Below are 23,376 nucleotides of genomic sequence, written 5' to 3'. Positions count from 1 at the left end.
ATACGATGACCCAAAGTGAGCGGCGACACAGGCGGCGGACGGACCGGGGGCACACCGATTGAGCGCAGACGACGACAGCGGGCGCCCCGCCAACCTGAGCAGGACGGTCGGCATCAAGCAGGTCGCCGCGCACGCCGGCGTCTCGCCCGGCACCGTGTCCAACGTGCTCAACCGGCCCGAGCGGGTGGCCGAGGCGACCCGCGCGCGCGTCGAGAAGGCGATCCGCGAGCTCGGGTTCGTCCGCAACGGGTCGGCGTCCACGCTGCGCGCCGGGCACAGCAGCACGATCGGGCTGATGGTCCTGGACCTCGCCAACCCCTTCTTCACCGACGTGGCGCGCGGCGTGGAGGACATCGCCAGCGAGCGCGGCTACGCGGTCATCCTGTCCTCGTCGGGCGAGTCGGACGAGCGGGAGCGGCGCAACCTGCGGGTGTTCGCCGAGCAGCGGGTCCGCGGCGTGCTGCTGACCCCGGTCGGCGACGACAGCGACGCCTGCGACCGGCTGCGCGAGCGCGGCGTCCCGGTGGTGCTGCTCGACCATCCGACGCCGCGCGCCAGCCAGTGCTCGGTCGCCGTGGACGATGTCGCGGGCGGCGAGCTCGCGGCCGGCGAGCTGCTGGCCGGCGGGGCCCGCACGCTGGCGTTCGTCACCGGGCCGATGGTGCTGCGGCAGTGCGCCGACCGCCGCAAGGGCGCGCTGCGGGCGCTGCGCGCGGCCGGGCTCGGCCGGGACGCGCTGCGCGAGGTCGCGGTCGGCGCGATGAACGCCCGGTCGGGGCAGGAGGCGGCGCGGCGGCTGCTGGAGGCCGGCCCGCCGCTGCCGGACGCGATCTTCTGCGCGAACGACCTGCTCGCGCTCGGCGTGCTGCGCGTGCTGCTGCAGGCCGGGATCAAGGTGCCGACTGACGTGGCGCTGATCGGGTACGACGACATCGAGTTCTCCGCCGCCGCGGCCGTCCCCCTCAGCTCGGTGCGGCAGCCCACCTACCAGCTCGGCCGGATCGCGACCGAGCTGCTGCTGGAGGAGTGCGACACCGCGGGCGGGCACGCCCACCAGCAGGTCATGTTCCAGCCCGAGCTGGTCGTCCGCGAGTCCAGCCGGTCAGCGTCCGGAGGCGCCCCATGAAGGTCGCGCTGTTCCTCACCTGCGTCAACGACACGATGTACCCGGGGACGGGCAGGGCGATGGTGCGGCTGCTGCGGCGCCTCGGCCACGACGTCGAGTTCCCGGAGTCGCAGACCTGCTGCGGGCAGATGCACCTCAACACCGGGTACCGGCGGGAGGCGCTGCGCCTGGTGAAGGGGTTCGCGGAGACGTTCGAGCCCTACGACGCGATCGTGGCGCCGTCGGCGTCCTGCGCGGCGATGGTCCGCGACTGGCATCCGAGGCTGGCGCCGCGCACCGCCGGGGTCGCCTCCCGCGTCCACGAGCTGTCGGAGTTCCTGGTGGACGTGCTCGGCGTCACCGACGTCGGCGCCCACTTCCCGCACCGCGTCACCTACCACCCGACCTGCCACTCGCTGCGGATGCTGCACGTCGGCGACCGCCCGCTGCGGCTGCTGCGCGACGTCGGCGGCATCGACCTGGTCGACCTGCCGGACGCGGCCGAGTGCTGCGGGTTCGGCGGGACGTTCGCGCTGAAGAACTCCGAGGTGTCGGCGGCGATGTGCGCCGACAAGGTCACCGCCGTCCGGGAGACGCGGGCCGAGGTGCTGTGCGCGGCCGACAACTCGTGCCTGATGCACATCGGCGGCGCGCTGTCGCGCACCCGCGCGGGGGTAAGAACGCTCCATCTGGCCGAGATCCTCGCGTCGACCGAGGAGGACCCGTCATGACCCCTTCCGCCTCATCCGGCTCTTCCGCGATGCCCACCTATGTCGGGATGCCGTCGTTCCCGGACGCGGCGCGGGAGGCCGTGGCCGACGCGCGGCTGCGCGGCAACCTCGCGCACGCGACCACCACGATCCGCACCAAGCGCGCCGCCGCGGTCGCCGAGCTGGACGACTGGCCGGCGCTGCGCGAGGCGGGCAAGCAGATCAAGGACCACGTCCTCGCCAACCTCGGCCACTACCTGCGGCTGCTGGAGCAGAAGGTCACCGAGGCGGGCGGGACGGTGCACTGGGCGCGGGACGCCGCCGAGGCCAACCGGATCGTCGCCGATCTGGTGAAGGCGACCGGCGAGACCGAGGTCGTCAAGGTCAAGTCGATGGCCACGCAGGAGATCGGCCTCAACGAGTTCCTCGCCGAGGAGGGGATCACCGCCTACGAGACCGACCTCGCCGAGCTGATCGTGCAGCTCGGCGACGACCGGCCGTCGCACATCCTCGTCCCGGCCATCCACCGGAACCGGTCCGACATCCGCGACATCTTCCTGCGCGCGATGGAGGACGCCCCGGCGGACCTGACCGACTCCCCCGCCGCGCTGGCGGAGGCGGCGCGGCGGCACCTGCGCGCCAAGTTCCTGTCGGCGAAGGTCGGGGTGTCGGGGGTGAACTTCGCGGTCGCCGACACCGGCACGCTCGTCGTCCTGGAGTCGGAGGGCAACGGCCGGATGTGCCTGACGCTCCCCGAGACGCTGATCTCGGTGATGGGCGTGGAGAAGATCGTGCCGAGCTGGCGGGACCTGGAGGTGTTCCTGCAGCTGCTGCCCCGCTCGTCCACCGCCGAGCGGATGAACCCCTACACCTCCGCCTGGACGGGCGTGTCCCCCGGCGACGGCCCGCGCGACTTCCACCTCGTCCTGCTGGACAACGGCCGCACGGACACCCTCGCCGACGAGGTGGGCCGGCAGGCGCTGCGCTGCATCCGCTGCTCGGCGTGCCTGAACGTGTGCCCGGTCTACCAGCGCGCGGGCGGCCACGCCTACGGGTCGCCGTACCCGGGGCCGATCGGCGCGATCCTGTCGCCGCAGATCAGGGGCATCGGGTCGGACGTGGACGCGTCCCTCCCCTACGCGTCGTCGCTGTGCGGCGCGTGCTTCGAGGCGTGCCCGGTCGCGATCGACATCCCCGAGGTGCTCGTGCATCTGCGGGCGCGGGCGGTGGAGAAGGGCCCGCGGCATCCCCTCGAACGGGTCGCGATGGCGGCGGCCGGGTGGACGCTGCGCTCCCCCACCCGGCTCGCGCTCGCGCAGCGCGGCGCGTCCGCGAGCCGCCGGCTCGTGGCGCGCGGCGGCCGGATCCGGCGGCTGCCGGGGCCGCTGGGCGCCTGGACCGAGACGCGGGACGCGCCCGCCCCGCCGCCGGAGTCGTTCCGCGCCTGGTGGGCCCGCACCGACGGCGGCCGCGAGGAGGACGGCGAGTGAACGCCCGCGAGGAGATCCTGCGCCGCGTCGAGGGCATCGTGCCCACCCGCCCGGCCGCCGAGATCGCGGCCTCCTACGACCGGATCGACCGGTCCTACCTGCGCCGCCACCACGAGGACGGCGTCCTGGACCTGTTCGCCGAGCGGGTCGCCGACTACCGCGCGACGGTGCTGCGGGTGCCCGCGGCGGCGGCGGCCCAGGCGGTCGCCGAGCGATTGTCGGCCCGCTCCGGTTCCTACGGCGTTCCCGCCGATCTTCCTCCGGAGTGGACGTCGGCGACGGACGCGCCGCTCGTCCGCGACTTCTCGGTGGCGTCCCTCGACCGGCTGGCGGGCGCGGTCACCGGCTGCGCCGCCGCGATCGCGGAGACCGGCACGATCGTCCTGGACCACGGTGCCGCGCAGGGGCCGCGGGCCCTGTCGCTCGTGCCCGACTACCACCTGATCGTCGTGCTCGCCGGGCAGGTCGCGCCGGACGTGCCGGAGGCGCTCGAACGGCTGGACCCGTCCCGCCCGCTGACGTTCGTGTCGGGGCCGTCGGCGACGAGCGACATCGAGCTGTCCCGCGTGGAGGGCGTGCACGGCCCCCGCACGCTGGAGGTCCTGATCCTGCAATGAGCGAAGCGATGTTCGCGGCCGTCGACCTGGGGGCGTCCAGCGGCCGCGTGATGGCCGGGCGCGTCGGGCCCGGCGTCCTCGAACTGGACGAGATCCGCCGGTTCCCGAACCGGCCCGTCCGCGTCGGCGGCACCCTGCACTGGGACATCCTCGGCCTCTACGGCAACGTCCTGGACGGGCTGCGCGACGCGCCGCCCGGGCTGGCGTCGGCCGGGATCGACTCCTGGGCGGTCGACTACGGGCTGCTCGGCGCGAACGGCGCGCTGCTCGGCAACCCCGTCCACTACCGCGACGCCCGCACCGGCGGCGTGATGGAACGCGTCCGCGCCGAACTGGGCGACGACCTCCTCTACCGGGCGTCCGGGCTGCAGTTCCTGCCGTTCAACACGATCTACCAGCTCGTGGCGGACGACCTGTCCGGGGCGGGCACGCTGCTGCTCATCCCCGACCTGCTGGCCTACTGGCTCACCGGCGAGATCGGCGCGGAGCGCACCAACGCGTCCACCACCGGCCTCCTGGACGTGCGCGACGGCACCTGGTCGCGGGAACTGCTGGACCGCCTGGGCCTCCCCGCGAAGATCCTCCCGCCGCTGCGCGAGCCGGGGTCGGTGATCGGCGCGCTCCGCCCCGACGTCGCGGCCGAGACCGGCCACGGCGGCCTCACCGTCACCGCCGTGGGCTCCCACGACACCGCGTCCGCCGTCGCCGCCGTGCCCGCCACGACCGACAGGTTCGCCTACATCTCCTGCGGCACCTGGTCGCTGGTCGGCGTCGAACTGGACGCCCCCGTGCTGACCGAGGCGAGCCGGGAGGCCAACTTCACCAACGAGGGCGGAGTCGACGGGACGGTCCGCTACCTGCGCAACGTGATGGGCCTGTGGCTGCTCCAGGAGTGCCTGCGGGCCTGGGGGAACCCCGACCTGCCCGCCCTGCTCTCCGAGGCCGGGCGGGTCCCGGGCCTGCGCTCGCTGATCGATCCGGACGACCCGGAGTTCCTCCCGCCCGGCGACATGCCGTCCCGCATCGCCGCGCACTGCCGCCGCCGCGGGTTCCCCGAGCCGGCCGGCCGCGCCGCGACGGTCCGCTGCGTTCTGGACAGCCTCGCCCTGGCGCACCGCGTCGCGCTGCGCCGGGCCGCGGCGCTGTCCGGCGTCGACATCGAGGTCGTGCACCTGGTGGGCGGCGGCAGCCGCAACGACCTGCTGTGCCGGCTGACCGCCGACGCCGCCGGCCTGCCGGTCCTGGCGGGCCCGGTCGAGGCGACCGCCCTCGGCAACGTGCTGGCCCAGGCCCGCGCGCACGGCGCCGTCGGGGACCTCGCCGAGGCCCGCGCCCTGGTCGCCGCCACCCAGCACGTCCGCCGCCACAGCCCGTCGGGCGACGGCTCCCGGTGGCGGGAGGCCGCGCTCCGCCTCGGCCTGGAAACCTGAGCCGGCCTCCGGATGTCACGGCGCCGCGACGGTTTACGCACCCGAGGTTGACATGGGACGCCCGAGGGCCGTTCATAGCTATGTACATACGGTCACGAGGAGGCCGTCCGGTGGGGGGCACGCCCAGGCGGGGGCGTGTTGCCCCGCCTTATTGACGTTCCACCCGATAAGGTGATCCCGCAATTCTCCGGGACCACAACGAGAAGCATGATCACGGCGTATCGACCGCCTGTCGCTGTTGGGATGTGGACATGCAGGGTCGTGCGGCGCGCCGAGCCGGGGGCTCCGGCAACGCTCCGCTGGTCGGCCGACGGGACGCGCTGCAGGAGATCGGCCGCGTCCTGGACGCGGCCGCGGGCGGCTACGGCTTCCTGGCGATGGTCGGCGAGCCCGGCGCCGGCAAGACGCGGCTGCTGAACGAGCTGGCCGACGGCGCGATCGCGCGCAAGCTGCCGTTCGTGGCGGGCCGCGCGGCCGAGTTCGAGCAGGAGATGCCGTTCGGCGCCGTGGTCGACGCGCTCGACGACCGGCTCGAAGAGCACACCCTGGGCCTGCCGGCGGGCGCGCTGCGCCTGCTCGGCACGGTGTTCCCCGCGCTCGCCGACCTGACCGGCGCCCCGCCCGCCGCCTCCCCCGACTCCCATGTCGCGCGGTACCAGCTGCACCGCACGGTCCGGCACCTGCTGGAGGAGCTGGCCGAGCCGTCCGGGCTGGTGCTGATCCTGGACGACCTGCATTGGGCCGACGACGCGACGATCGAGCTGCTGGACCACCTCGTCCGGCATCCGCCGCGCGCCCGGGTGCTGGTCGCGGTCGCCTACCGGCCCGCGCAGGCGTCGCCGCGGCTGATGGCGCTGGTGGACGCGGCCGGCCCGCAGGGCGTGCGGGTCACCGTCGACCCGCTCACGCAGAGCGAGGTCCGCGAGCTCCTCGGCCCGGACATGAGCCACGCCCAGTGCGAGGCGCTGTTCAAGGCCAGCGGCGGCAACCCGTTCTACCTCGAGGCGCTGGCCAAGATGGCGGGCGGCGCCGCGCCGGTGGCCTTGAACAGCGCCTCGCACTGGGAGAAGGGCGTCGCGAACCTGACCGAGGTGCCGCCGGCGGTGCGCGCGGCGCTGCAGGTGGAGCTGAGCGCCCTGCCGCCGCAGGCGCTGCGGATGGCGCGGGGCGCCGCGGTGGCGGCCGACGTGTTCGAGCCCGAGCTGGCGGCGGTGGCCGCGGAGATGGAGCCCGGCGAGGCGCTCGCCACGCTGGACGTGCTGACCGGCCACGACGTGGTGCGGTCCGCGCCGGACGGCCGGTTCCGGTTCCGGCACCCCCTCGTCCGGCACGTCGCCTACGCCTCGACGGCGGCGGGCTGGCGGATCGCCGCGCACTCGCGGGTCGCGGCGCGGCTCGCCGACCTCGGCGCCCCCGCGGCCGTGCGCGCCCACCACGTGGTGCGGTCGGCGCGGTTCGGCGACGCCGAGGCGATCCGGACGCTGGTGGAGGCCGCCCGCGTCGTCGCGCAGCAGGCGCCCGGCACCGCCGCGTACTGGCTGCGCGCCGCGCTCGACCTGATGCCCGACACCGACGGCGGCGCCTACCCCGACCGGATCGGCCTGCTGGTCGAGCTGACCCACGTGCAGGCCGTCAGCGGGCACGCCGAGGAGGGCCGGGAGACCGCCCGCACGCTGCTCGGGCTGCTGCCGCCCGGCGACATCGTCCGGCGCGCCCGCACCGTGCACATGTGCGCGATCATGGAGCGGCAGCTCGGCCGCATCCACGAGGCCCGCGCCCTGGTGCTGGACGAGCTGCGCCGCATCACCGACCGGCAGACCCCCGAGGCGGTGCTGCTGCGGATCCGGCTCGTCGCCGACCGCATCCAGAAGATCGACACGCGCGGATCGCACGCGATCCTGCAGACGATCCCGGACAGCGCGCCCGGCTGGAGCCCGGGGCTGACGGCGGCGGTCGCGGCGATGCGCCCGATGGTCGCCTACGGGCGCGGCGAGGTCGAGCAGGCGATCGGCTTCGCGCAGACCGCCGACCGGCTGTTCTCGGCCGCGTCCGACACCGACTTCGCCGACTGCCTGGACTGCTTCGCCTGGCTGGTGTTCGCCGAGTGCTTCCTCGGCATGTACGACGAGGCGCTGCGGCACTCCGAGCGGCTGGTGGCGATCACCCGGGCGACCGGGCAGACGTTCGTGCTCGGCTACATGCTGGCCGGGCAGTCCCGCGTGCTGGCGCAGCTCGGCCGGCTGGAGGAGGCCGCCGCCGTCGCCGACGAGGCCACCGCGGTCGGCCGCGACCTGCGCTCGCAGGAGGTCCTGGCCTACGGGCTGATCCAGCAGTGCCTGACCGCGTCCTGGACCGGCGACCACGAGCGGGCGCTGCGGGCCGGGGACGAGGCCGTCGCCAACGACACCGGCTCGGGCGAGTGGTGGACGCACATGGCGCACGTCGCCCGCGCCATCGCCGTGATCAACGAGGGCCGGCTGGAGGAGGGCGCCACCGCGCTGATCGCGGCGTGCGGCACCGGCGACCAGGGCCTGGACTTCGGCACCCTCGGCAGCTGCGCCGAGGCGCTCGCCTGCGTCCGAGCGGCGCAGGACGACGACGACGCGGCGAACTGGGCCGACATCGCCGAGGCGATCGCCGCCCCGGCGCTGACCGGCGACGTCGGGCTCGCGCGGCTGACCCGCGCGCACGCGCTGCGGGCCGCCGACCCCGCCGCGTCGGCGGCGCTGGCGGCGGACGCCGCCGACCTGCTCACCAAGGCCGGGCGGCGGCCCGAGGCGGGCCGCGCCGAACTGGCCGCCGGGCTCGCGCACGCCGCCGCCAGCGACCGCACCCCGGCCCGCGAGCGGCTGCGCGCCGCGGCGGAGATCTTCGAGTCCTGCGGGATGAAGGGGCTGCACGCCCAGGCCGCCCGCGAGCAGCGCCGCCTCGGCGTGCGGGTGCCCGCCGCCGGCACCGCCGCGGGAGGCGGCAAGGGCAAGCGGGACCTGCCGTACGCGCTGTCGCCGCGCGAGCACGAGATCGCGCTGCTGGTCGCCGAGGGCCTGGCCAACCAGCAGATCGCCGAGCGCCTCTACCTCAGCGTCCGGACGGTGGAGACCCACCTGTCCCGCGTCTTCGCCAAGATCGGCGTGTCCTCGCGGGTCGGCGTCGCGACCGCGATGAACCGTTCCAAGTAGATCCGAGTCATAGTTCACGTACGTCCCGTACGTACCGGTGGCCGGGCCGCGCACGTAAGTACGGGTTCTCCACGATGCCGCGCCGATATCCGCGTTTGGCAAGGTTGGAGCGTCAGGAAGCGGAGGAGACGGACATGGACGAGCAGCGGATCGCGCGCTTCACGCACGCGGGCGTCGCCGACGCCGAGGTGTCCGTGCATCCCTTTCCGACCGGCGACGGGCTGGGCCTGAACCTGACCCGGTTCCGCCGCGCCGCGGCCGACGGGGGCGGCGACGCCGTCCTGCTCGTGCACGGCCTGACGACGTCCAGCGACATGTACATCATGCCGGAGCACACGAACCTGGTGAACTTCCTGCACGACGCCGGCTTCGGCGACGTGTGGGCGGTCGACCTGCGCATCAGCGGCCGGTTCCCCTACAACTCCGAGATGGGGCGGCACAGCCTCGACGCCCTCGCGCTGTGGGACCACCCGGCGGCGATCGCCGAGCTGCGGCGCCACATCGGCGACAAGCGCCTCCACGTGGTCGCGCACTGCGTGGGCTCGATCTCGTTCTCGATGGCGCTGGCCGCCGGCACCGTCACCGGTGTCACCAGCCTGGTCTGCAACAGCGTCTCGCTGACCCCGCGGACCCCGGCCTGGTCGAGGATCAAGCTCGGCTACGGTCCGGCGCTGATGGAGTACGTCGTCGGACCGTGCCACCTCGACCCGCGGTTCGGAGTCGCCCCGGTCATGACGCGCGGCTGGATGCTCGCCAAGGCGGTCGCGCCGTTCCACCGCGGGTGCGCCGAACCCGCCTGCCACATGCTCAGCTTCATGTGGGGCGGCGGCAAACCGATCTTCACGCACGAGAAGATGTCGCCGGTCACGCACGGCCGGCTGCCCGACCTGTTCGGGGCCTGCAACGTCGACTACTACCGGCACATCCACGCGATGGTGAAGGCCGGCCGCGCGGTGAAGTACGACCGGCGCGACCCGCGCTTCGCCGCCCTCCCCGACGACTACCTCGCGCGCGCCGCCGCCGTCACGACGCCGATCCTGTTCCTCACCGGAGACCGCAACCACGTGTTCACCGATTCCAACATCGTCTGCCACCGCGCGCTCGAGGAGGCCGCACCCGGCCGCCACGAGCTGGCGATCCTGCCCGGTTACGGCCACCAGGACCCGTTCATGGGCCGGTACGCCGACACCGAGGTGTTCCCTCAGGTCGTCGACTTCCTCAAGCGGAAGGCGGGCTGATCCCGATGGAGCATGCGGACGTGGTCGTGGTCGGGTCCGGGTTCGGCGGGTCCGTCGCCGCGTACCGGCTGGCGGAGGCCGGCGAGTCGGTCGTCCTGCTGGAGCGCGGGCGGCCGTACGCGCCCGGCGACTTCCCCCGCTCGCCCGCCGAGATGGGCCGGGCGTTCTGGGACCCGGCCGAGGGCCTGTACGGGATGTTCGACGTCTGGAGCTTCAAGGGCTGCGACTCGGTCGTGTCGTCCGGGCTCGGCGGCGGGTCGCTGATCTACGCGAACGTGCTGCTGCGCAAGGACGAGCGGTGGTTCGTCAACGACCGCCCGGACGGCGGGCACGACCCGTGGCCGGTCACCCGCGCCGACCTCGACCCGCACTACGACGCGGTCGAGGAGATGCTGGGCGCGACCCCCTACCCGCTGGAGCAGGTCCCGTTCGACGACACCCCGAAGTCGCACGCGATGCAGGACGCGGCGGCCGAACTGGGGCTGGAGATCTCGCTGCCGCCGCTCGCGGTCAGCTTCGCGTCCCGTCCCGGCGGCACGCCCGGCCTGAGCCTGCCGATCGCCGACGCCGGCTACGGCAACATCCACGGCGCCGAGCGGCGCACGTGCAAGCTGTGCGGCGAGTGCGACATCGGCTGCAACGAGGGCGCCAAGAACAGCCTCGACCACACCTACCTGTCGGCGGCGGCGCACCACGGCGCCGACATCCGCACCTCCCACGAGGTGAAGGCGATCCGGCCGCGGCCGGGCGGCGGGTACGAGGTCGACTACGTCCACCACGCCGACCTGACGGCCAGGAAGAGCCGCCCGCCCGTCCGGACGATCTCCTGCGACCGGCTGGTCCTCGGCGCCGGCACCTACGGCACCACGTTCCTGCTGCTGAAGTCGCGGGAGTCGTTCCCGGGCCTGTCGGAGGCGCTCGGCACCCGGTTCAGCGGCAACGGCGACCTGCTGACGTTCCTGCTGCGCGCCAAGGACCGCAACCGGGTCCGGCCGCTGAACGCCAGCCGCGGGCCGGTGATCACCACCGCGATCCGGCTGCCGGACGAGCTGGACGGCGTGCCCGGCGCGGGCCGCGGCGCCTACATCCAGGACGGCGGCTACCCCGGCTTCACCGACTGGATCGTCGACAGCCTCGACCTCGGCAACGACTTCGAGCGCGCCGTGAAGTTCCTGTGGAACCGGTTCACCGAGTTCTTCAAGGACGCGCCGGACACGAACCTGTCCAAGGAGATCGCCGACCTGATCGGCGACGGCGCCCTCACGGTCAGCTCGCTGCCGCTGCTCGGCATGGGCCGCGACAGCGCCGACGGGCGGCTGCGCCTGAAGGGCGGCCGGCTCGCCGCCGACTGGGACGCCGAGACCAGCGAGGCGCTGTTCAACCGCGTCCGCAAGACGATGCAGGGCATCGCGGACGTGCTCGGCGCCGACTACCACGACAACCCGATGTGGTTCCGCAAGCGCATCATCACCGTCCACCCGCTGGGCGGCGCCCCCATGGGGGGCCATCAGGGCGAGGGCGTCTGCGACGCCTTCGGCGAGGTGTTCGGGTTCCCGGGCCTCTACATCGCCGACGGGGCGGCGATGCCGGGTCCGGTGGGCCCGAATCCCTCGCTCACCATCGCCGCGCACGCCGACCGGATGGCGACGCGGCTGCTGGAGGGCTCGTCCGCACGGGGGCGTGCGGCCGGGCCCGGCACCGCCCCGTCTGCCACGGGGGCCGAGCCGGCCGGGGGGGCCGGCTCGCTCGGCGGGGCGGCGAACGGCTCGGCGAGCGGTCCGTCCGCGGGGGCGCCGGGGGGCGCCTCCGCGCAGCGGACCGGCCCGGTTCCGGACGGCCGCGGCGGGACACGGGGACCGTCCGCCGCGGCCGCGGGCCGCACGTCGCTGTCGTTCACCGAGGAGATGAAGGGGTTCGTCACCTACGGGGAGGGCGACGCGCGGATCGGCGAGCTGGCCGAGGGGCGCCGGCCCCTGGCGTTCCGGCTGACGATCACCGCGGACGACGCCGACCGGTTCCTCGCCGACCCCGACCACGAGGCGAAGGCCGAGGGGTGGGTCGACGCCGGCGGGCACGGGGGCCGCTGCCCGGTCGAGCGGGGCTCGTTCAACCTGTTCGTCGCCGACGGCGCGCAGGACCGGCGGCTGATGAAGTACCGGCTGTTCTACACCGACGGCGAGGACCGGCGGCGGACGCTGAGCGGGCACAAGAACGTCCTGCACGGGCCGCCGACGCGGATCTGGCCGGACACGTCCACGCTCTACGTGCGGCTGCTGGACGGCCACGTCGGCGAGGACGGGGAGGACGACGCGGAGGTCGTCGCGGCGGGGGTGCTGCACATCCAGCTGACGGACTTCGCGCGGCAGCTCACGACGTTCCGCACGTCGGGCCCGGACGGGGCGGGCACGCTGCTCGACTTCGGCCGGTTCTTCGCCGGGGAGCTGTGGGAGGTGTACGGCCCGGATCCCGTCTGACCGGGATCCGAGGGGGGCCAAGGACGTGCAGGCCGAGGGAACTGCGGGGTGCTCTCGGCCTGCACCTTTTCGCCGGAGGTCGCGCGGGGGGTCGCGCGGCCTCCGGCCCGCATTCTCCCCGCGCGTGCGGGTCAGATGTCGCCGGCGCTGCGGGCGGGGCAGGTGCCAGGGCAGTGCTCGACGTGCGCGGGGAGCCAGCGGACGAACGTCTTCAGCATCAGGCCCAGCGCGAACCGCAGCAGCGGGCGGGTGCCGGGGATCAGCGGCTCGAACACCGCCTCCCAGCGGATGGCGGTGCCGCCGTCGCGGGCCTCCAGGTACACGTCGGAGCGGTAGCGGCGCACGGGCAGCCCCGCCAGGGCGATGTAGCCGAAGTGCGAGTACGGGTCGTAGGCGACGGTCTGCTCGCTGGCGGGCCAGATCTTCTTGACCGTCCCGACGCCGTAGGTGGTGGTGTCGCCCTTGCGCGCCTGCCTGGCGGGCATGGGGAACTTCCCCCATGCGCCCCACGCCTCCGGGACGGCCAGGTGCCGGAACACCTCTTCGGGTGTGGCGCTGGTGGTGGCGGTGGCCTGGATCATGACCGAACCGTAGCCACCCGCCCACCACCCTCACAAGACCGGCGGGCCGGGCGGCCCCCGCCCGGCTTCAGCCCGCCCGGCCTCAGCCCGCCTGGCCGTAGAGGCGTTCGACGCGGAGGCGGATGACAACGCGGCCCTCGGCGACCATGGCGCGCCGGTAGTCGTCCCAGTCGGGGTGCTCGCCGCGGATGTCGCGGTACACCTCGATCAGCTCCTCGACGGCCGCGTCGCCGGGGTCGGCGGCAACGGCCGACAGCTCGGCGGTGCCCTCGGCGACCGCCCACGACCAGCCGTCCGGCGCGCTGACGTGCAGGCTGGCGCGCGGGTCGCGGGCCAGGTTGCGGGCCTTGGCGCGGGCGGCGGTGACCGAGATCCGGACGAGCCGGCGGTCCGCGTCGAAGTGGTAGTTGATGTTGGACAGCTGCGGCCGCCCGTCGCGTTTCAGCGTGGCCAGCACCCCGAGGTCCCGGTCCTTCAGCAGCTGCACCAGCGCCGCGTCGTCCGCCATCGTCGGCCTCCTTGGAAGAGATCAGCCTTCCCGGCCACAACCACGCCGTTCCCCGATCCCTTCCCGGCTACCGCGCCGCGGCGGTCGGGAGGGTCAGGACGCGGGCGTGCGGGGGCGGTCCGGAGGCCGGGCCGCCCCGCTCGCCGCCGGCGTCGCCCTCGCGGGCCTGGTGGCGGGCCGTGCGGCGGGCGGCGCGGCCGGTGTGGATGTGGCCGCGGAACGCGGCGCCCTTCGCGACCACCTTCACCGCCTGGAACTCGTGCGGCGGCAGCGCGCAGAACCCGGTCCGCACGACGTCGTCGAACAGCGAGTCCGAGACGACGTAGGCCAGGTCGCGGCCCGGGTCGTCGGTCAGCAGGCGGCGCAGCGGCATCGCGTCCAGCAGCCGCTGCACGACGATGGGCGCGTCGCCGGCGGGCCCGAACGGCCCGGCGGTGAGCGTGCCGTGGTGCAGCGCGAGCCGCACCCGCAGCCGGAACCGGCCGGGGTCGCGGTTGGTCTCGCGCAGCGCCTCGTCGAGGAGGACGACGAAGTCGCCGGCCACCTGCGCGGGGTCGACCCCCTCCGGCAGGGTGGCGAGCTCGCCGTCCCCGCCGACCTGCTTGGCCCAGCCGGCCCGGTCGAGGCCGACGCCGCGCGCCGCGCGGTCGAGCGCGTCCGACAGCTGCCGCTGCGCGAGCAGCTGCTCGCGCGTGTCGCGCTTGCTGTACCCCTGGATGTCCACCGCCAGCAGCAGGCGGTAGCTGAGCTGTACTTCCCCGCGTCCTTCCACTGTGCCGATCCCGCCCCTCGGTCCTGTGTGGGCAAATGGGCCCGATGCCCGCATTCGCTCCAAGCGTGGAGTGAGCGTTGCCCCGGCGGAGGACTCCGTTAACGGAATCGTGTCGCGGTCTGTCACGCCCCTTGGACGCGCCGCGGCGACCGTCCGCGCCGAACGTAAGTAAAACATGGCGAACTAGTAAGGACTCAACTGGAAAATCCACCACGAACCGGTCGTGGTTGAACCGGGCGGCCCCGGCGTCGCGTACTGCCTCCCAGCGTGACACCCGACACACGGTCACCGCGTCGTCCCGCCCCGCACCGCCCCCGCACCCGCCCGGAGACCCCGATGGCCCACAGATCACCGGCCGCCTCGGCCACCCGCGAACGCCCGCCCGGACCGTGGAGCTGGTTCCGCGGCCCGCAGCCCGCCGGCGGCGTGGACGACCAGGTGATCGTGACCGAGCTGTACCGGGTGTACGGGCGCCCGCTGCTGTCGTTCGTCCTGCGCCTCACCGGCGGCGACCGGCACTGGGCCGAGGACGTGGTGCAGGAGACCATGATCCGCGCGTGGCGCAGCGCGCACCAGCTCGACGAGAACGCGGCCTCGCTACTGCCGTGGCTCGCGACCGTCGCCCGCCGGATCGTCATCGACGACCAGCGCCGCAAGAACGCACGGCCGCAGGAGGCGGGCGAGGGCCCGCTGGAGAAGATGCGCGTGCCCGACGGGTTGGAGGATCTGCTGCGCTCCGTCGTCGTGTCCGAGGCCCTCCTCGCGCTGTCCCCCGCCCACCGCGAGGTCCTCAACGAGACCTTCTTCCGGGACCGCTCGGTCAACGAGGCGGCCCGGCACCTCGGCATCCCCGTGGGCACCGTGAAGTCCCGGGTCTACTACGCGCTCAGGGCGCTGCGCGTCGCCCTGGAGGAGAGGGGCGTGACGCCGTGATCGCGGATCCGCCGCACATCGACGTCGGCGCCTACGCCCTCGGCCTGCTGGAGGAGCCCGACCGCCGGGCGTTCGAGGCGCACCTGCCGGCGTGCCCGTCCTGCCACGACGAGCTCGGCACGCTGCGCGGGCTCGCCCGGACGCTGGACGGCATCGCGCCGATCGCCGAGCCGGCCGACGCGATGCCGGTCCCGCCCGAGCCCGCCGTGGTGTCGGACCTGCTGCGGCACCGGGCCGGCCGGGAGCGGCGGCACCGGGCGGCGCGGGCGCTGGCCGCGGCCGCCGCCGGGGTCGTGCTGCTCGGCGGGGCGCTCGGCACCGGGTTCACGCTCGGCGCCGACCGCGGCGCGCCGGCGTCCCCGCCCGCCCGCCAGGACGACGGCACGGCCGCGCTGCTGCGGGACGGGCAGCGGGTCTCGGCCACCGACGCGGGCACCGGCGTCACCGGCACGGTCGCCGTGCAGCAGAAGGCGTGGGGCAGCCGGATCGGGATGGAGCTCGGCCGGGTCCGCGGGCCGCTGGAGTGCGAGCTGGTCGCGGTGGACGAGCGGGGCGACGCGCACACCGTCGTCGGCTGGTCCGTCCCCGCCAAGGGCTACGGACTGCCGGGGTCGCCGCAGCCGGCGCTGGCGCTGCAGGGCGGCACGGCGCTGCGCCCCGGGGAGATCAGCCGCTTCGAGGTACGCACGATCGGCACGTCCCGCACACTCCTGACCCTCCCCGCCTAGGACCCGCGCCGCGCAGTGCCCCCGGCGCGTCCTGGCCGGCCCGGCCGCACACCGGCCGCCCAGGACGCGCCGTTCCCCCGTGCTCCCCGTGCGCTGCGGGTCTGGGGGTCTCCTACCCTGGAGGGGTGAGTGCGCGCCGGTCTTCCACAGGCCCCGAGCTGATGCTGCCGGGGCTCCGCGAGGTGTACGCCGCCTACGTCCGGGAGGCGGACGCCCTGCCGGCGCTGCCCGGCCCGCTGCAGGCGGAGGTGTGGGCGTCGGCGCAGCTCGGCGCGCTGGAGGCGGCGGCCCCGCACGAACAGGGGAGGCTCGCCGCGCTCGGCGACCTGATCGGCTGCCTGCGCGCGGCGGCGACCCCGGGCGCGCGGGCGTTCCTGCGGGCGATCGCCGCGATCGGGCCGGTGAAGGGTCGTGCGGCGGCGGGGCGCGCGGCCGACGCGCTCGGCGACGTCCCGGCGGCGTCCTTCGAGGGGGCGCTCGGGCGGGTCGTGCCGGGCCAGGCGTGGCTGATCCAGGAGGGGCCGCTGGACGGCGACCGCCTGGTCTGCGAGTTCCGCTACGCGGGCGCCGGCACCGCCGGGATGCACGCCCTCGCCGTCCGGCTGACCTACGGCGGCGCCCCGTCCGAGGTCGTGATCGTCGGGGACGTCGCGGCGCTGATGACGGCGGCGCGGCAGGCGATGCAGGCCGAGCTGTGCGTCGTCCAGCCCTACGACGCCTCGGCCGTAGGGGCGCGGCTCCGCACCGCGCTCAACGGCGCGGTTCCCGGGGGGCGCGGGGGGTCGTCCCCCCACGGGGAGCACGGCGCGGAGCCCCTCCCGGAGGCGTGCTACCCGGCGCTGCCGCTGGCCCGGCACCGCGCCGCGCTCCTCTAGCGGCTAGCGGCCCATCGCGCGGTAGCGGCGGACCGACAGCGGGACGAACACCGCCGCGATCACCAGCGGCCACCCGACGGCCATCAGCAGGCTGTGCTGCGCCGCCCACGAATCGCCGGTGACGGGTGAGCCGAACAGCTCGCGGCACGCCGTGACCGTCGCCGACATCGGGTTCCATTCGGCGATGGCGCCGAGCCAGCCGGGCATCGTGCTCGGCGCGACGAGCGCGCTGGACAGGAACCCGATCGGCCACACCAGGATCTGCACGGCCGCCACCGATTCGGGCCCCTTGGCCATCAGCCCGAGGTAGACGCCCATCCAGATGAGCGCGAACCGCAGGAGCAGCAGGAGCCCGAACCCGGCGAGGGCCCCGGCGGCGCCGTCCTCGACGCGCCAGCCGATCAGCACGCCGCAGGCCGCCATCACCGCCAGCCCGGCCACCGAGTGGATCATGTCGGCGGTGACCCGCCCGACGACCACGGCGGACGGCGACATCGGCATCGTGCGGAACCGGTCGGTCACGCCCTTGGCCGCGTCGCCCGCGACGCGCACGAACGTCTCCTCGACGCCGAACGCCATCGTCAGCGCGAACATGCCGGGGACGATGAACGCCCGGTAGCCGCCCCCGCCGGGGACGTCCATCTGGCCGCCGAACAGGTAGCCCATCATCAGCACGACCATCACGGGGAACAGCAGCCCCAGGGCGATCTGGCCGGGCTGCCGCACCCAGTGCGCGAGGGCCCGGCCGGTCAGCGTCCGCCCGTCGGCGACCGCCCAGCGGAGCGCCTGGACGCTCATGAGGGCACCTCCTCCTTCTTCTTCTTCTCGGTGAGGTGCAGGAACACCTCGTCCAGCGTGGGTCTGCGCAGGCCGATGTCGGCGACCTTGAGGCCCGCCTCGTCCAGGGCGCGGACGGTCTCGGTCAGGGCGGCGGCCCGCTCGGCCACCGGCGCCCCGACGCGCAGGGCGTCGGCGTCCACGTCGACCTCCCCGGCCGCGACCCGGCCGACGATCCGGGCGGCGCCGGCGAGGGCGGCGGGATCGTCCACCACGACCTCGATCCGGTCCCCGCCGAGCCGCTCCTTCAGCTGGTCGGGGGTGCCCTCGGCGATGACGCGGCCGCGGTCGACCACCGAGACGCCCGCCGCGAGCCGGTCGGCCTCCTCCAGGTACTGGGTGGTCAGCAGGACGGTCGTGCCGCCGGCCACCAGCGCGCGGACCGCGTCCCAGACCTCGCCCCGGCTGCGCGGGTCGAGGCCGGTGGTCGGCTCGTCCAGGAACAGCACCGGCGGCGCGAGGATCATCGACGCGGCCAGGTCGAGCCGCCGCCGCATCCCGCCGGAGTACTCCCCCGCGGCCCGGTCCGCCGCGTCGGTGAGGGCGAAGCGCTCCAGCAGCTCGTCCGCCCGCCGCCGCGCCTCCCGGGCGCCGAGGTGGTAGAGGCGGCCGAACATGACGAGGTTCTGCCGCCCGCCGAGGATCTCGTCGACCGCCGCGTGCTGCCCGACGAGCCCGATGCTCCGCCGCACCCGCGCCGCCTCGCGGACGACGTCGTGCCCCGCGACGCGGGCGGTGCCGCCGTCCGGCCTGGCCAGCGTGGTCAGGACCCGGACGGCGGTGGTCTTGCCGGCGCCGTTCGGGCCGAGCAGCCCGTGCACGGTGCCGGCGGGCACGCGCAGGTCGAGCCCGGCGAGGGCCTCGGTGCCGCCGTAGCGCTTGCGCAGCCCCTCGGCGACGACCGCCGGCCGTGGTTCGGTCATGCGCCCTCCAAACTATGTACGTCGTACGGATTTTCCATCGCGGGCACTATAACGTACGTCGTACAGAGTTTCATCCCTGAGAGGATCGGGCGGTGACCGAGTACAGCGGGAGCGGTGACCCGAAGCGCAGCCTGGAGCTGCTGTGGGGCGTCCAGGAGCGGCCGAAGCGGGGGCCGAAGCCGCGGCTGACCGCCGAGGAGATCGTCCGCGCCGCGATCGCGCTGGCCGACGCCGAGGGCCTGGACGGGCTGTCCATGCGCAGCATCGCCGACGGGCTCGGCGTCTCGCCGATGTCGATCTACACCTACGTCCCCGGCAAGGCCGAGCTGATCGATGTCATGGTCGACCGCGCCTTCGGCGAGCTGACCCCGCCCGGCGACGCGGACTGGCGGGCGCGGCTGGAGCACATCGCGCGCGACAACTGGGCCCTGTTCCACCGGCACCCGTGGCTGCTGCAGATCACCATGGCGCGCCCGCCGATGGGCCCGAGCACGCTCGGCAAGTACGAGTACGAGCTGCGCGCCGTGGACGGCCTCGGCCTCACCGACCTGGAGATGGACTCGGTCGTCGCGCTCGTCACCGGCTTCGCCGAGAGCGCCGCCCGCGTCTCGGTCAACGCCGCCGAGGCCGAGCGCCGCACCGGCGTGAGCGACGAGCAGTGGTGGGAGTCGGTCGCCCCCCTGCTCGGCACGCTCGTGGACGAGGCCGACTACCCGCTCGGGACGCGGGTCGGGACCGCCGCCGGGCAGGAGTACGGCGCCCCCGCCGCGCCGAGCCGCGCGTTCGAGTTCGGCCTCGCCCGCGTCCTGGACGGCATCGAGGTCCTGATCAGCTCCCGCTAGCCCGCTTGGTCCGCTTCGTCGGGACGGCCGTGGCGGGATCCTCCGGCCAGGGGTGCCTGGGGTAGCGTCCGCGCAGCTCGGCCCGCACCGCCTTGTAGCCCTCCCGCCAGAACGAGGCCAGGTCGGCGGTGACGGCGGCGGGACGCCCCGCCGGGGACAGCAGATGCACCACCAGCGGCACCCGGCCGCCCGCGAGCGGGGGCGCGGCCTCCCACCCGAACAGCTCCTGCAGCTTCACCGCGAGGACGGGCCGCTCCCCCGAGTAGTCGACCCGGATCCGCGACCCGGACGGGACCTCGACCCGCTCGGGCGCGTACTCGTCCAGCCGCTCGGCCTGCTCCCAGGGCAGCAGCCCGCGCAGCATCCCCGCCACGTCCACCTTCGCGAGGTCGGCGCGCCGCCGCGCGCCCGCCAGCCACTCCGGAACCCGCTCCAGCAGCGCCGCGTCGTCGACGGCCGGCCACGGCTCGCCGAGCGCGCCGCACAGGAACGCCAGCCGGCGCCGCAGCGCGACCGCGCCGGGCGTCCAGGCGAGCAGGCCCAGCCCCTCGGCGCGCACCCCGTCCAGCAGCGCGGCCCGCACGAGCTCCGGGTCGGGATCGCGCAGCGGGCGGGCGCCCAGCTCGATCGCGCCGAGCCGCTCGACCCGGCGCGCCACCACGTCCCCGTCCCGCCAGGCGACCTCCTCGGCCGTCTCCAGCAGCGGCGCCGCCGCGGCCCGCGCCACGTCCTCGTCGATCACCACGGCCTGCCGCACCCGCGCCGACGCCGACCCGGCCGGACGGTCCGCCGCCGCGACCGCCAGCCACCCGGGCCGCGCCCCGGCCAGCGCCGACCCGTCCGCGAGCACCGCCCCCGTCCCCGACGCCATCAGGTACCCGCTCCCCCGCCGGGCCCGCGCCACCCGCTCCGGGAACGCCAGCGCCACCACCAGCCCCGCCACACGGTCGTCCCCCCGCCCGCCCGCACCACCCGCCGGGCGGGCGGCGGCGGGCGGGGCGGCCAGGGACCTGCGGAGGCGGGCGGCCTCGTCGCGCCAGCGCGCGGCGTGGGCGTCGGCGGGGCGGTTCTGGCGGCGGAGGGCGCGCCAGGTGGCGGTCAGGTCGTCGCCGGCGGCGCGGGGCGGGGGCTCCGACACCAGCGCGACGACCTCGGCCGCCGCGCGGGCGCCCACCTCGGCGGCGCCGTCGAGCAGGGCGCGCGCGAGCCGGGGGTGCAGGCCGATGCCGGCCAGCCGGCGGCCCCGGCCGGTGACCCGGCCGTCCGCGACGGCGCCGAGGGCGCGCAGGGTGGCGCGGGCGGCGTCCAGCGCGGCGGGCGGGGGCGGGTCGGGCAGGGCGAGGCCGGTCGCGCCGGGGTCGCCCCAGCAGGCCGCCTGGAGGGCGAAGCCGGTCAGGTCGGCCAGCTCGATCTCGGGGCGGGGACGGGCGGGGAGGCGGTCGTGCTCGGCCTGCGTCCAGCAGCGGTAGACGGTGCCGGGCGCCTCGCGCCCGGCGCGCCCGGCGCGCTGCTCGGCGGTGGCGCGGGACGCGCGGACGGTGGTGAGCGACCCCAGCCCGCGGGCGTGGTCGGTGCGCGGCTCGCGGGCGAGGCCGCAGTCCACGACCGCGCGGACGCCCGGCACGGTGAGGCTCGACTCGGCGACCGACGTGGCGAGGACGATCCGGCGGCGGGAGGACGGCGCGAGCACCTCGTCCTGCACGGCGCGGGGCGCCTGGCCGTGGATCTGCAGGACGTCGGCGGGCAGGCCAGCGAGCATCCCGGCGACGCGAGAGATCTCGCCGACGCCCGGCAGGAAGCACAGGACGTCGCCGTCGCGTTCGGCCACCGCGCGGCGCACGGTCGCCGCGACGTGCGCGAGGAACGCCGGGTCGACGCGCAGGCCGTGCGGCGGCGGGACGGGACGGTCCGGCGGCGCCCAGACCGTCTCCACCGGGTGCAGCGCCGCCGCGGTCTCCACGACGGGCGCGTCCCCGAGGAGGCGGGCCCACGGGCCGGTGTCGGCGGTCGCCGACGCCGCGACGAGGCGCAGGTCCGGGCGGAGCGCGGCGCGGACGTCCAGCAGGAACGCCAGCGCGGTGTCGGCGTCCAGGTGCCGCTCGTGGCATTCGTCCAGGATCACCGTGCCGACGTCCGCCAGTTCCGGGTCGGACTGCAGGCGCTGCAGGACGACCCCGGTGGTCACGACGTCCACGCGGGTGCCGGGGCGGTTCTCTCCCCGGACGGTGACACCGACCCGCCCCCCGACGCGCTCGCCGAGCAGCCAGGCCATGCGGCGGGCCGCGGCGCGGGCGGCGAGGCGGCGGGGCTCCAGCACGAGGACCTTCCCGGCGGCGGGCGGGCCGCCGAGGGCCAGCCCGGCGAGGGCGAGCGGCACGAGCGTGGTCTTGCCGGTGCCGGGCGGCGCCGCCAGCACCGCCGCGCCGCCGCTCCCGCCGTCCGCGCCGCCGCCGGCCAGGGCCGCGCGCAGTGCGGGGACGGCGCTGCGGACGGGCAGGTTCTCGGCGGCGCTGAGGTGCATCGCCCCAGTCTGCCGCGCCCGCCCGCCGCGACGGAAATCCATTGCACTGAAAAAGGCTTCGAATGTTGCCGTGGAAGTTGCATCGAGCCTTTCATTCGGCGTTCCCGTTTCATCCCGGAACAGCCTACGCCAATCCCGGCGAAAGACCAGGTGAGCAATGATTTCAAGCCCAGGAAGTGACCTGGGAGTTTGATTTAAGTCACCCTTGCAACTGTAGCGGCAATGCCTTGGGTATCCCCATAATGATGGCGTCATCGCAGGTGCTGGGAGGTTCGGCATGTTCGGCAGCTCCATCTACCTCAGGGACAGGGCCGCGTTCACCGGCGGTTCGCCTCAGGCGGTGTACGAGGAGCTCTGGCAGCGTGGCCGAAAAGGGAGATTGCGGACCCGCATATTTCTCACGACGGCGACGGTCATACTGTGCGGGCTGCTCGTCAACGCCGTTTTCGGAATCATGATGGGCATTCTGGTGGCGGCGGCGGACGTGTTCGTCCATTGGCGCGTCTACCACTCGACCCGGGTGTGGCGGCTCGGGCTGCGCGGCGAGCAGCGCACGAACCGGCTGCTGCGCCACACGCTGGAGCGGCGCGGGCACCGGGTGCTGTACGCGCGGACGGTCCCCGGCCACGGCATCGCCGACGAGATCGTGATCGGGCCCGGCGGGGTGTGGCTCGTCCACAACGAGGCGTGGCCCCCGGACGCGGAGATCTCCCACCACGGCGGCAGGCTGTTCATCGACGGCCGCACCCAGTCCAAGCTGGTGGGGGCGCTGACCGCGCGGGCCGAGGCCGCCGCGCTGGCGATCTCCGGCGTCGCCGAGGTGCCGGTGCGGGTGACGCCCGTGCTGGCGGTGCACGGCGGTGAACTCGTCCGCACCCCGTTCGCCGCCGACGGCATCGTCTTCGCGCCGCCGCTGAAGCTGATCCGCTGGATGCGCCGCAACCCCACCGCCGACCTGTCGCCGGACGAGGTCGAGGCGGTCACGCGGGCCGCCGTGCACGCCCTCCCGATCGGCGGCCGATCGCTGTCCGCGGCCGCATGACCGGGGACGGCACCACCATGAGACACCTGTGGCCGGAGGGCTCACGCACCGCCGCTCACAGGGCGCCCACCGCCCGCCGCGCTCCCGCCGGCCGCGCGGGCGGTGCGGCGCAGCCACAGCAGTCCCACGACCGGCAGCACCAGCGGGACGAAGCCGTAGCCGCGCCCGAACATGGACCAGACGGTCTCGTCGGGGAACGCCGCGGAGTCGGCGACGCTGAGCGCGCCCACGACCAGCACCCCCGCCAGTTCGGTGGAGCAGGCGGCGACCGCGACCCGGAACGAGGTCCGGCCGCCGCGCGCCAGCGCGACCGTCGCCAGGACGTAGACGGCCGCGGCGAACGCCGACAGGACGTAGGCGAGCGGCGCCTCGGAGTACTGGGTGGCGATCTGCACCGCCGCCCGCGCACCGGCCGCGAGCGCGAAGATCGCGTAGACGGCGACCAGCAGCCGTCCCGGCCCGGCGGCGGTGCCGGGGCGGGTCCCGCCGCCCGTGCGGACGCCGGCGGGGCGGCCGGGGCCCGCCGCCCCAGCGGGCCCCGGCGCCGGGGGCCACGACCGAGCCCGGGACG

20 protein-coding genes are annotated in these 23,376 nt (G+C 75.2%); 13 read left to right on the top strand and 7 right to left on the bottom strand.

All coding sequences use genetic code 11. From position 1 onward, the window contains the following. Positions 1–58: 58 nt before the first annotated feature. The 8 genes from ABZ806_RS15920 (at position 59) to ABZ806_RS15885 (ending at position 12,243) form a co-directional block, all read left to right on the top strand. The gene (locus tag ABZ806_RS15920) at positions 59–1,126 is read left to right on the top strand and encodes a LacI family DNA-binding transcriptional regulator (RefSeq protein WP_500218021.1); all 1,068 of its coding nucleotides are present in this window, start codon (positions 59–61) and stop codon (positions 1,124–1,126) included. After that, on the top strand, positions 1,123–1,836 hold the full coding sequence (locus ABZ806_RS15915) for a (Fe-S)-binding protein (RefSeq protein WP_500218020.1): 714 nt from the start codon (positions 1,123–1,125) through the stop codon (positions 1,834–1,836). The genes ABZ806_RS15920 and ABZ806_RS15915 overlap by 4 nt, the downstream gene beginning before the upstream one ends. After that, positions 1,833–3,305, top strand: a complete 1,473-nt coding sequence (locus tag ABZ806_RS15910; RefSeq protein ID WP_500218019.1) for a LutB/LldF family L-lactate oxidation iron-sulfur protein — start codon at positions 1,833–1,835, stop codon at positions 3,303–3,305. The genes ABZ806_RS15915 and ABZ806_RS15910 overlap by 4 nt, the downstream gene beginning before the upstream one ends. Further along, the gene (locus ABZ806_RS15905) at positions 3,302–3,922 is read left to right on the top strand and encodes a LutC/YkgG family protein (RefSeq protein ID WP_500218018.1); all 621 of its coding nucleotides are present in this window, start codon (positions 3,302–3,304) and stop codon (positions 3,920–3,922) included. The genes ABZ806_RS15910 and ABZ806_RS15905 overlap by 4 nt, the downstream gene beginning before the upstream one ends. After that, a complete protein-coding gene (locus ABZ806_RS15900) occupies positions 3,919–5,352 on the top strand; it encodes a rhamnulokinase (protein WP_500218017.1) in 1,434 nt (477 codons plus the stop codon). Before ABZ806_RS15905 ends, ABZ806_RS15900 begins: the two co-directional genes overlap by 4 nt. Positions 5,353–5,603: 251 nt before the next feature. Next, complete coding sequence (locus ABZ806_RS15895) at positions 5,604–8,531, top strand: ATP-binding protein (RefSeq protein ID WP_500218016.1); 2,928 nt, start codon at positions 5,604–5,606, stop codon at positions 8,529–8,531. A 134-nt stretch (positions 8,532–8,665) separates the two neighbouring features. Then, a complete protein-coding gene (locus tag ABZ806_RS15890) occupies positions 8,666–9,769 on the top strand; it encodes an alpha/beta fold hydrolase (RefSeq protein ID WP_500218015.1) in 1,104 nt (367 codons plus the stop codon). Between the two features lie 5 nt (positions 9,770–9,774). Then, positions 9,775–12,243 (top strand): GMC oxidoreductase, encoded by a 2,469-nt coding sequence (locus ABZ806_RS15885; protein ID WP_500218014.1) that lies wholly within the window; start codon positions 9,775–9,777, stop codon positions 12,241–12,243. A 131-nt stretch (positions 12,244–12,374) separates the two neighbouring features. Here the strand turns inward: ABZ806_RS15885 and ABZ806_RS15880 are convergent, their stop codons facing one another. From ABZ806_RS15880 to ABZ806_RS15870, 3 genes are all read right to left on the bottom strand, one after another. After that, a complete protein-coding gene (locus ABZ806_RS15880; protein WP_500218013.1) occupies positions 12,375–12,824 on the bottom strand; it encodes an SRPBCC family protein in 450 nt (149 codons plus the stop codon). An 82-nt stretch (positions 12,825–12,906) separates the two neighbouring features. Then, positions 12,907–13,332 (bottom strand): PPOX class F420-dependent oxidoreductase, encoded by a 426-nt coding sequence (locus ABZ806_RS15875; RefSeq protein ID WP_500218012.1) that lies wholly within the window; start codon positions 13,330–13,332, stop codon positions 12,907–12,909. A 67-nt stretch (positions 13,333–13,399) separates the two neighbouring features. Then, complete coding sequence (locus ABZ806_RS15870; protein WP_500218011.1) at positions 13,400–14,104, bottom strand: hypothetical protein; 705 nt, start codon at positions 14,102–14,104, stop codon at positions 13,400–13,402. Positions 14,105–14,440: 336 nt separating this feature from the next. Between ABZ806_RS15870 and ABZ806_RS15865 the strand changes: the two genes are divergently transcribed. From ABZ806_RS15865 to ABZ806_RS15855, 3 genes are all read left to right on the top strand, one after another. Then, positions 14,441–15,037 (top strand): sigma-70 family RNA polymerase sigma factor, encoded by a 597-nt coding sequence (locus ABZ806_RS15865; RefSeq protein ID WP_443098412.1) that lies wholly within the window; start codon positions 14,441–14,443, stop codon positions 15,035–15,037. Continuing rightward, complete coding sequence (locus tag ABZ806_RS15860; protein WP_500218010.1) at positions 15,034–15,765, top strand: anti-sigma factor family protein; 732 nt, start codon at positions 15,034–15,036, stop codon at positions 15,763–15,765. The genes ABZ806_RS15865 and ABZ806_RS15860 overlap by 4 nt, the downstream gene beginning before the upstream one ends. 125 nt (positions 15,766–15,890) lie before the next feature. After that, on the top strand, positions 15,891–16,640 hold the full coding sequence (locus ABZ806_RS15855; protein ID WP_500218009.1) for a hypothetical protein: 750 nt from the start codon (positions 15,891–15,893) through the stop codon (positions 16,638–16,640). Positions 16,641–16,643: 3 nt separating this feature from the next. On the opposite strand, the gene ABZ806_RS15850 is transcribed toward ABZ806_RS15855, so the two are convergent. Together ABZ806_RS15850 and ABZ806_RS15845 are read right to left on the bottom strand one after the other, a co-directional pair. Beyond that, positions 16,644–17,438 (bottom strand): ABC transporter permease, encoded by a 795-nt coding sequence (locus ABZ806_RS15850; protein WP_500218008.1) that lies wholly within the window; start codon positions 17,436–17,438, stop codon positions 16,644–16,646. Further along, positions 17,435–18,400: an ATP-binding cassette domain-containing protein gene (locus ABZ806_RS15845; protein ID WP_500218007.1), complete on the bottom strand. Its 966-nt coding sequence runs from the start codon at positions 18,398–18,400 to the stop codon at positions 17,435–17,437. Before ABZ806_RS15845 ends, ABZ806_RS15850 begins: the two co-directional genes overlap by 4 nt. Positions 18,401–18,492: 92 nt before the next feature. On the opposite strand from ABZ806_RS15845, the gene ABZ806_RS15840 reads away from it, so the two are divergent. Beyond that, positions 18,493–19,242: a TetR/AcrR family transcriptional regulator gene (locus tag ABZ806_RS15840; protein WP_500218006.1), complete on the top strand. Its 750-nt coding sequence runs from the start codon at positions 18,493–18,495 to the stop codon at positions 19,240–19,242. Here the strand turns inward: ABZ806_RS15840 and hrpB are convergent. Further along, positions 19,229–21,763, bottom strand: coding sequence for an ATP-dependent helicase HrpB (hrpB, locus tag ABZ806_RS15835; RefSeq protein ID WP_500218005.1), 2,535 nt, complete (start codon positions 21,761–21,763; stop codon positions 19,229–19,231). The genes ABZ806_RS15840 and hrpB overlap by 14 nt on opposite strands. Before the next feature lie 454 nt (positions 21,764–22,217). Here hrpB and ABZ806_RS15830 point away from each other — a divergent pair, with 454 nt between their 5' ends. Then, positions 22,218–22,805 (top strand): nuclease-related domain-containing protein, encoded by a 588-nt coding sequence (locus tag ABZ806_RS15830; protein ID WP_500218004.1) that lies wholly within the window; start codon positions 22,218–22,220, stop codon positions 22,803–22,805. 41 nt (positions 22,806–22,846) lie between these two features. Here the strand turns inward: ABZ806_RS15830 and ABZ806_RS15825 are convergent, their stop codons facing one another. Next, entirely contained in the window at positions 22,847–23,254 is a 408-nt protein-coding gene (locus ABZ806_RS15825) for a hypothetical protein (protein ID WP_500218087.1), read from the bottom strand. Positions 23,255–23,376: the final 122 nt, after the last annotated feature.

Origin of the sequence: Spirillospora sp. NPDC047418 (genome assembly GCF_040643275.1) — a bacterium.
GTDB lineage: Bacteria > Actinomycetota > Actinomycetes > Streptosporangiales > Streptosporangiaceae > Spirillospora.
Note: the sequence above shows the minus strand (reverse complement) of the source record. Positions and strands in the feature narration are given on the sequence as shown.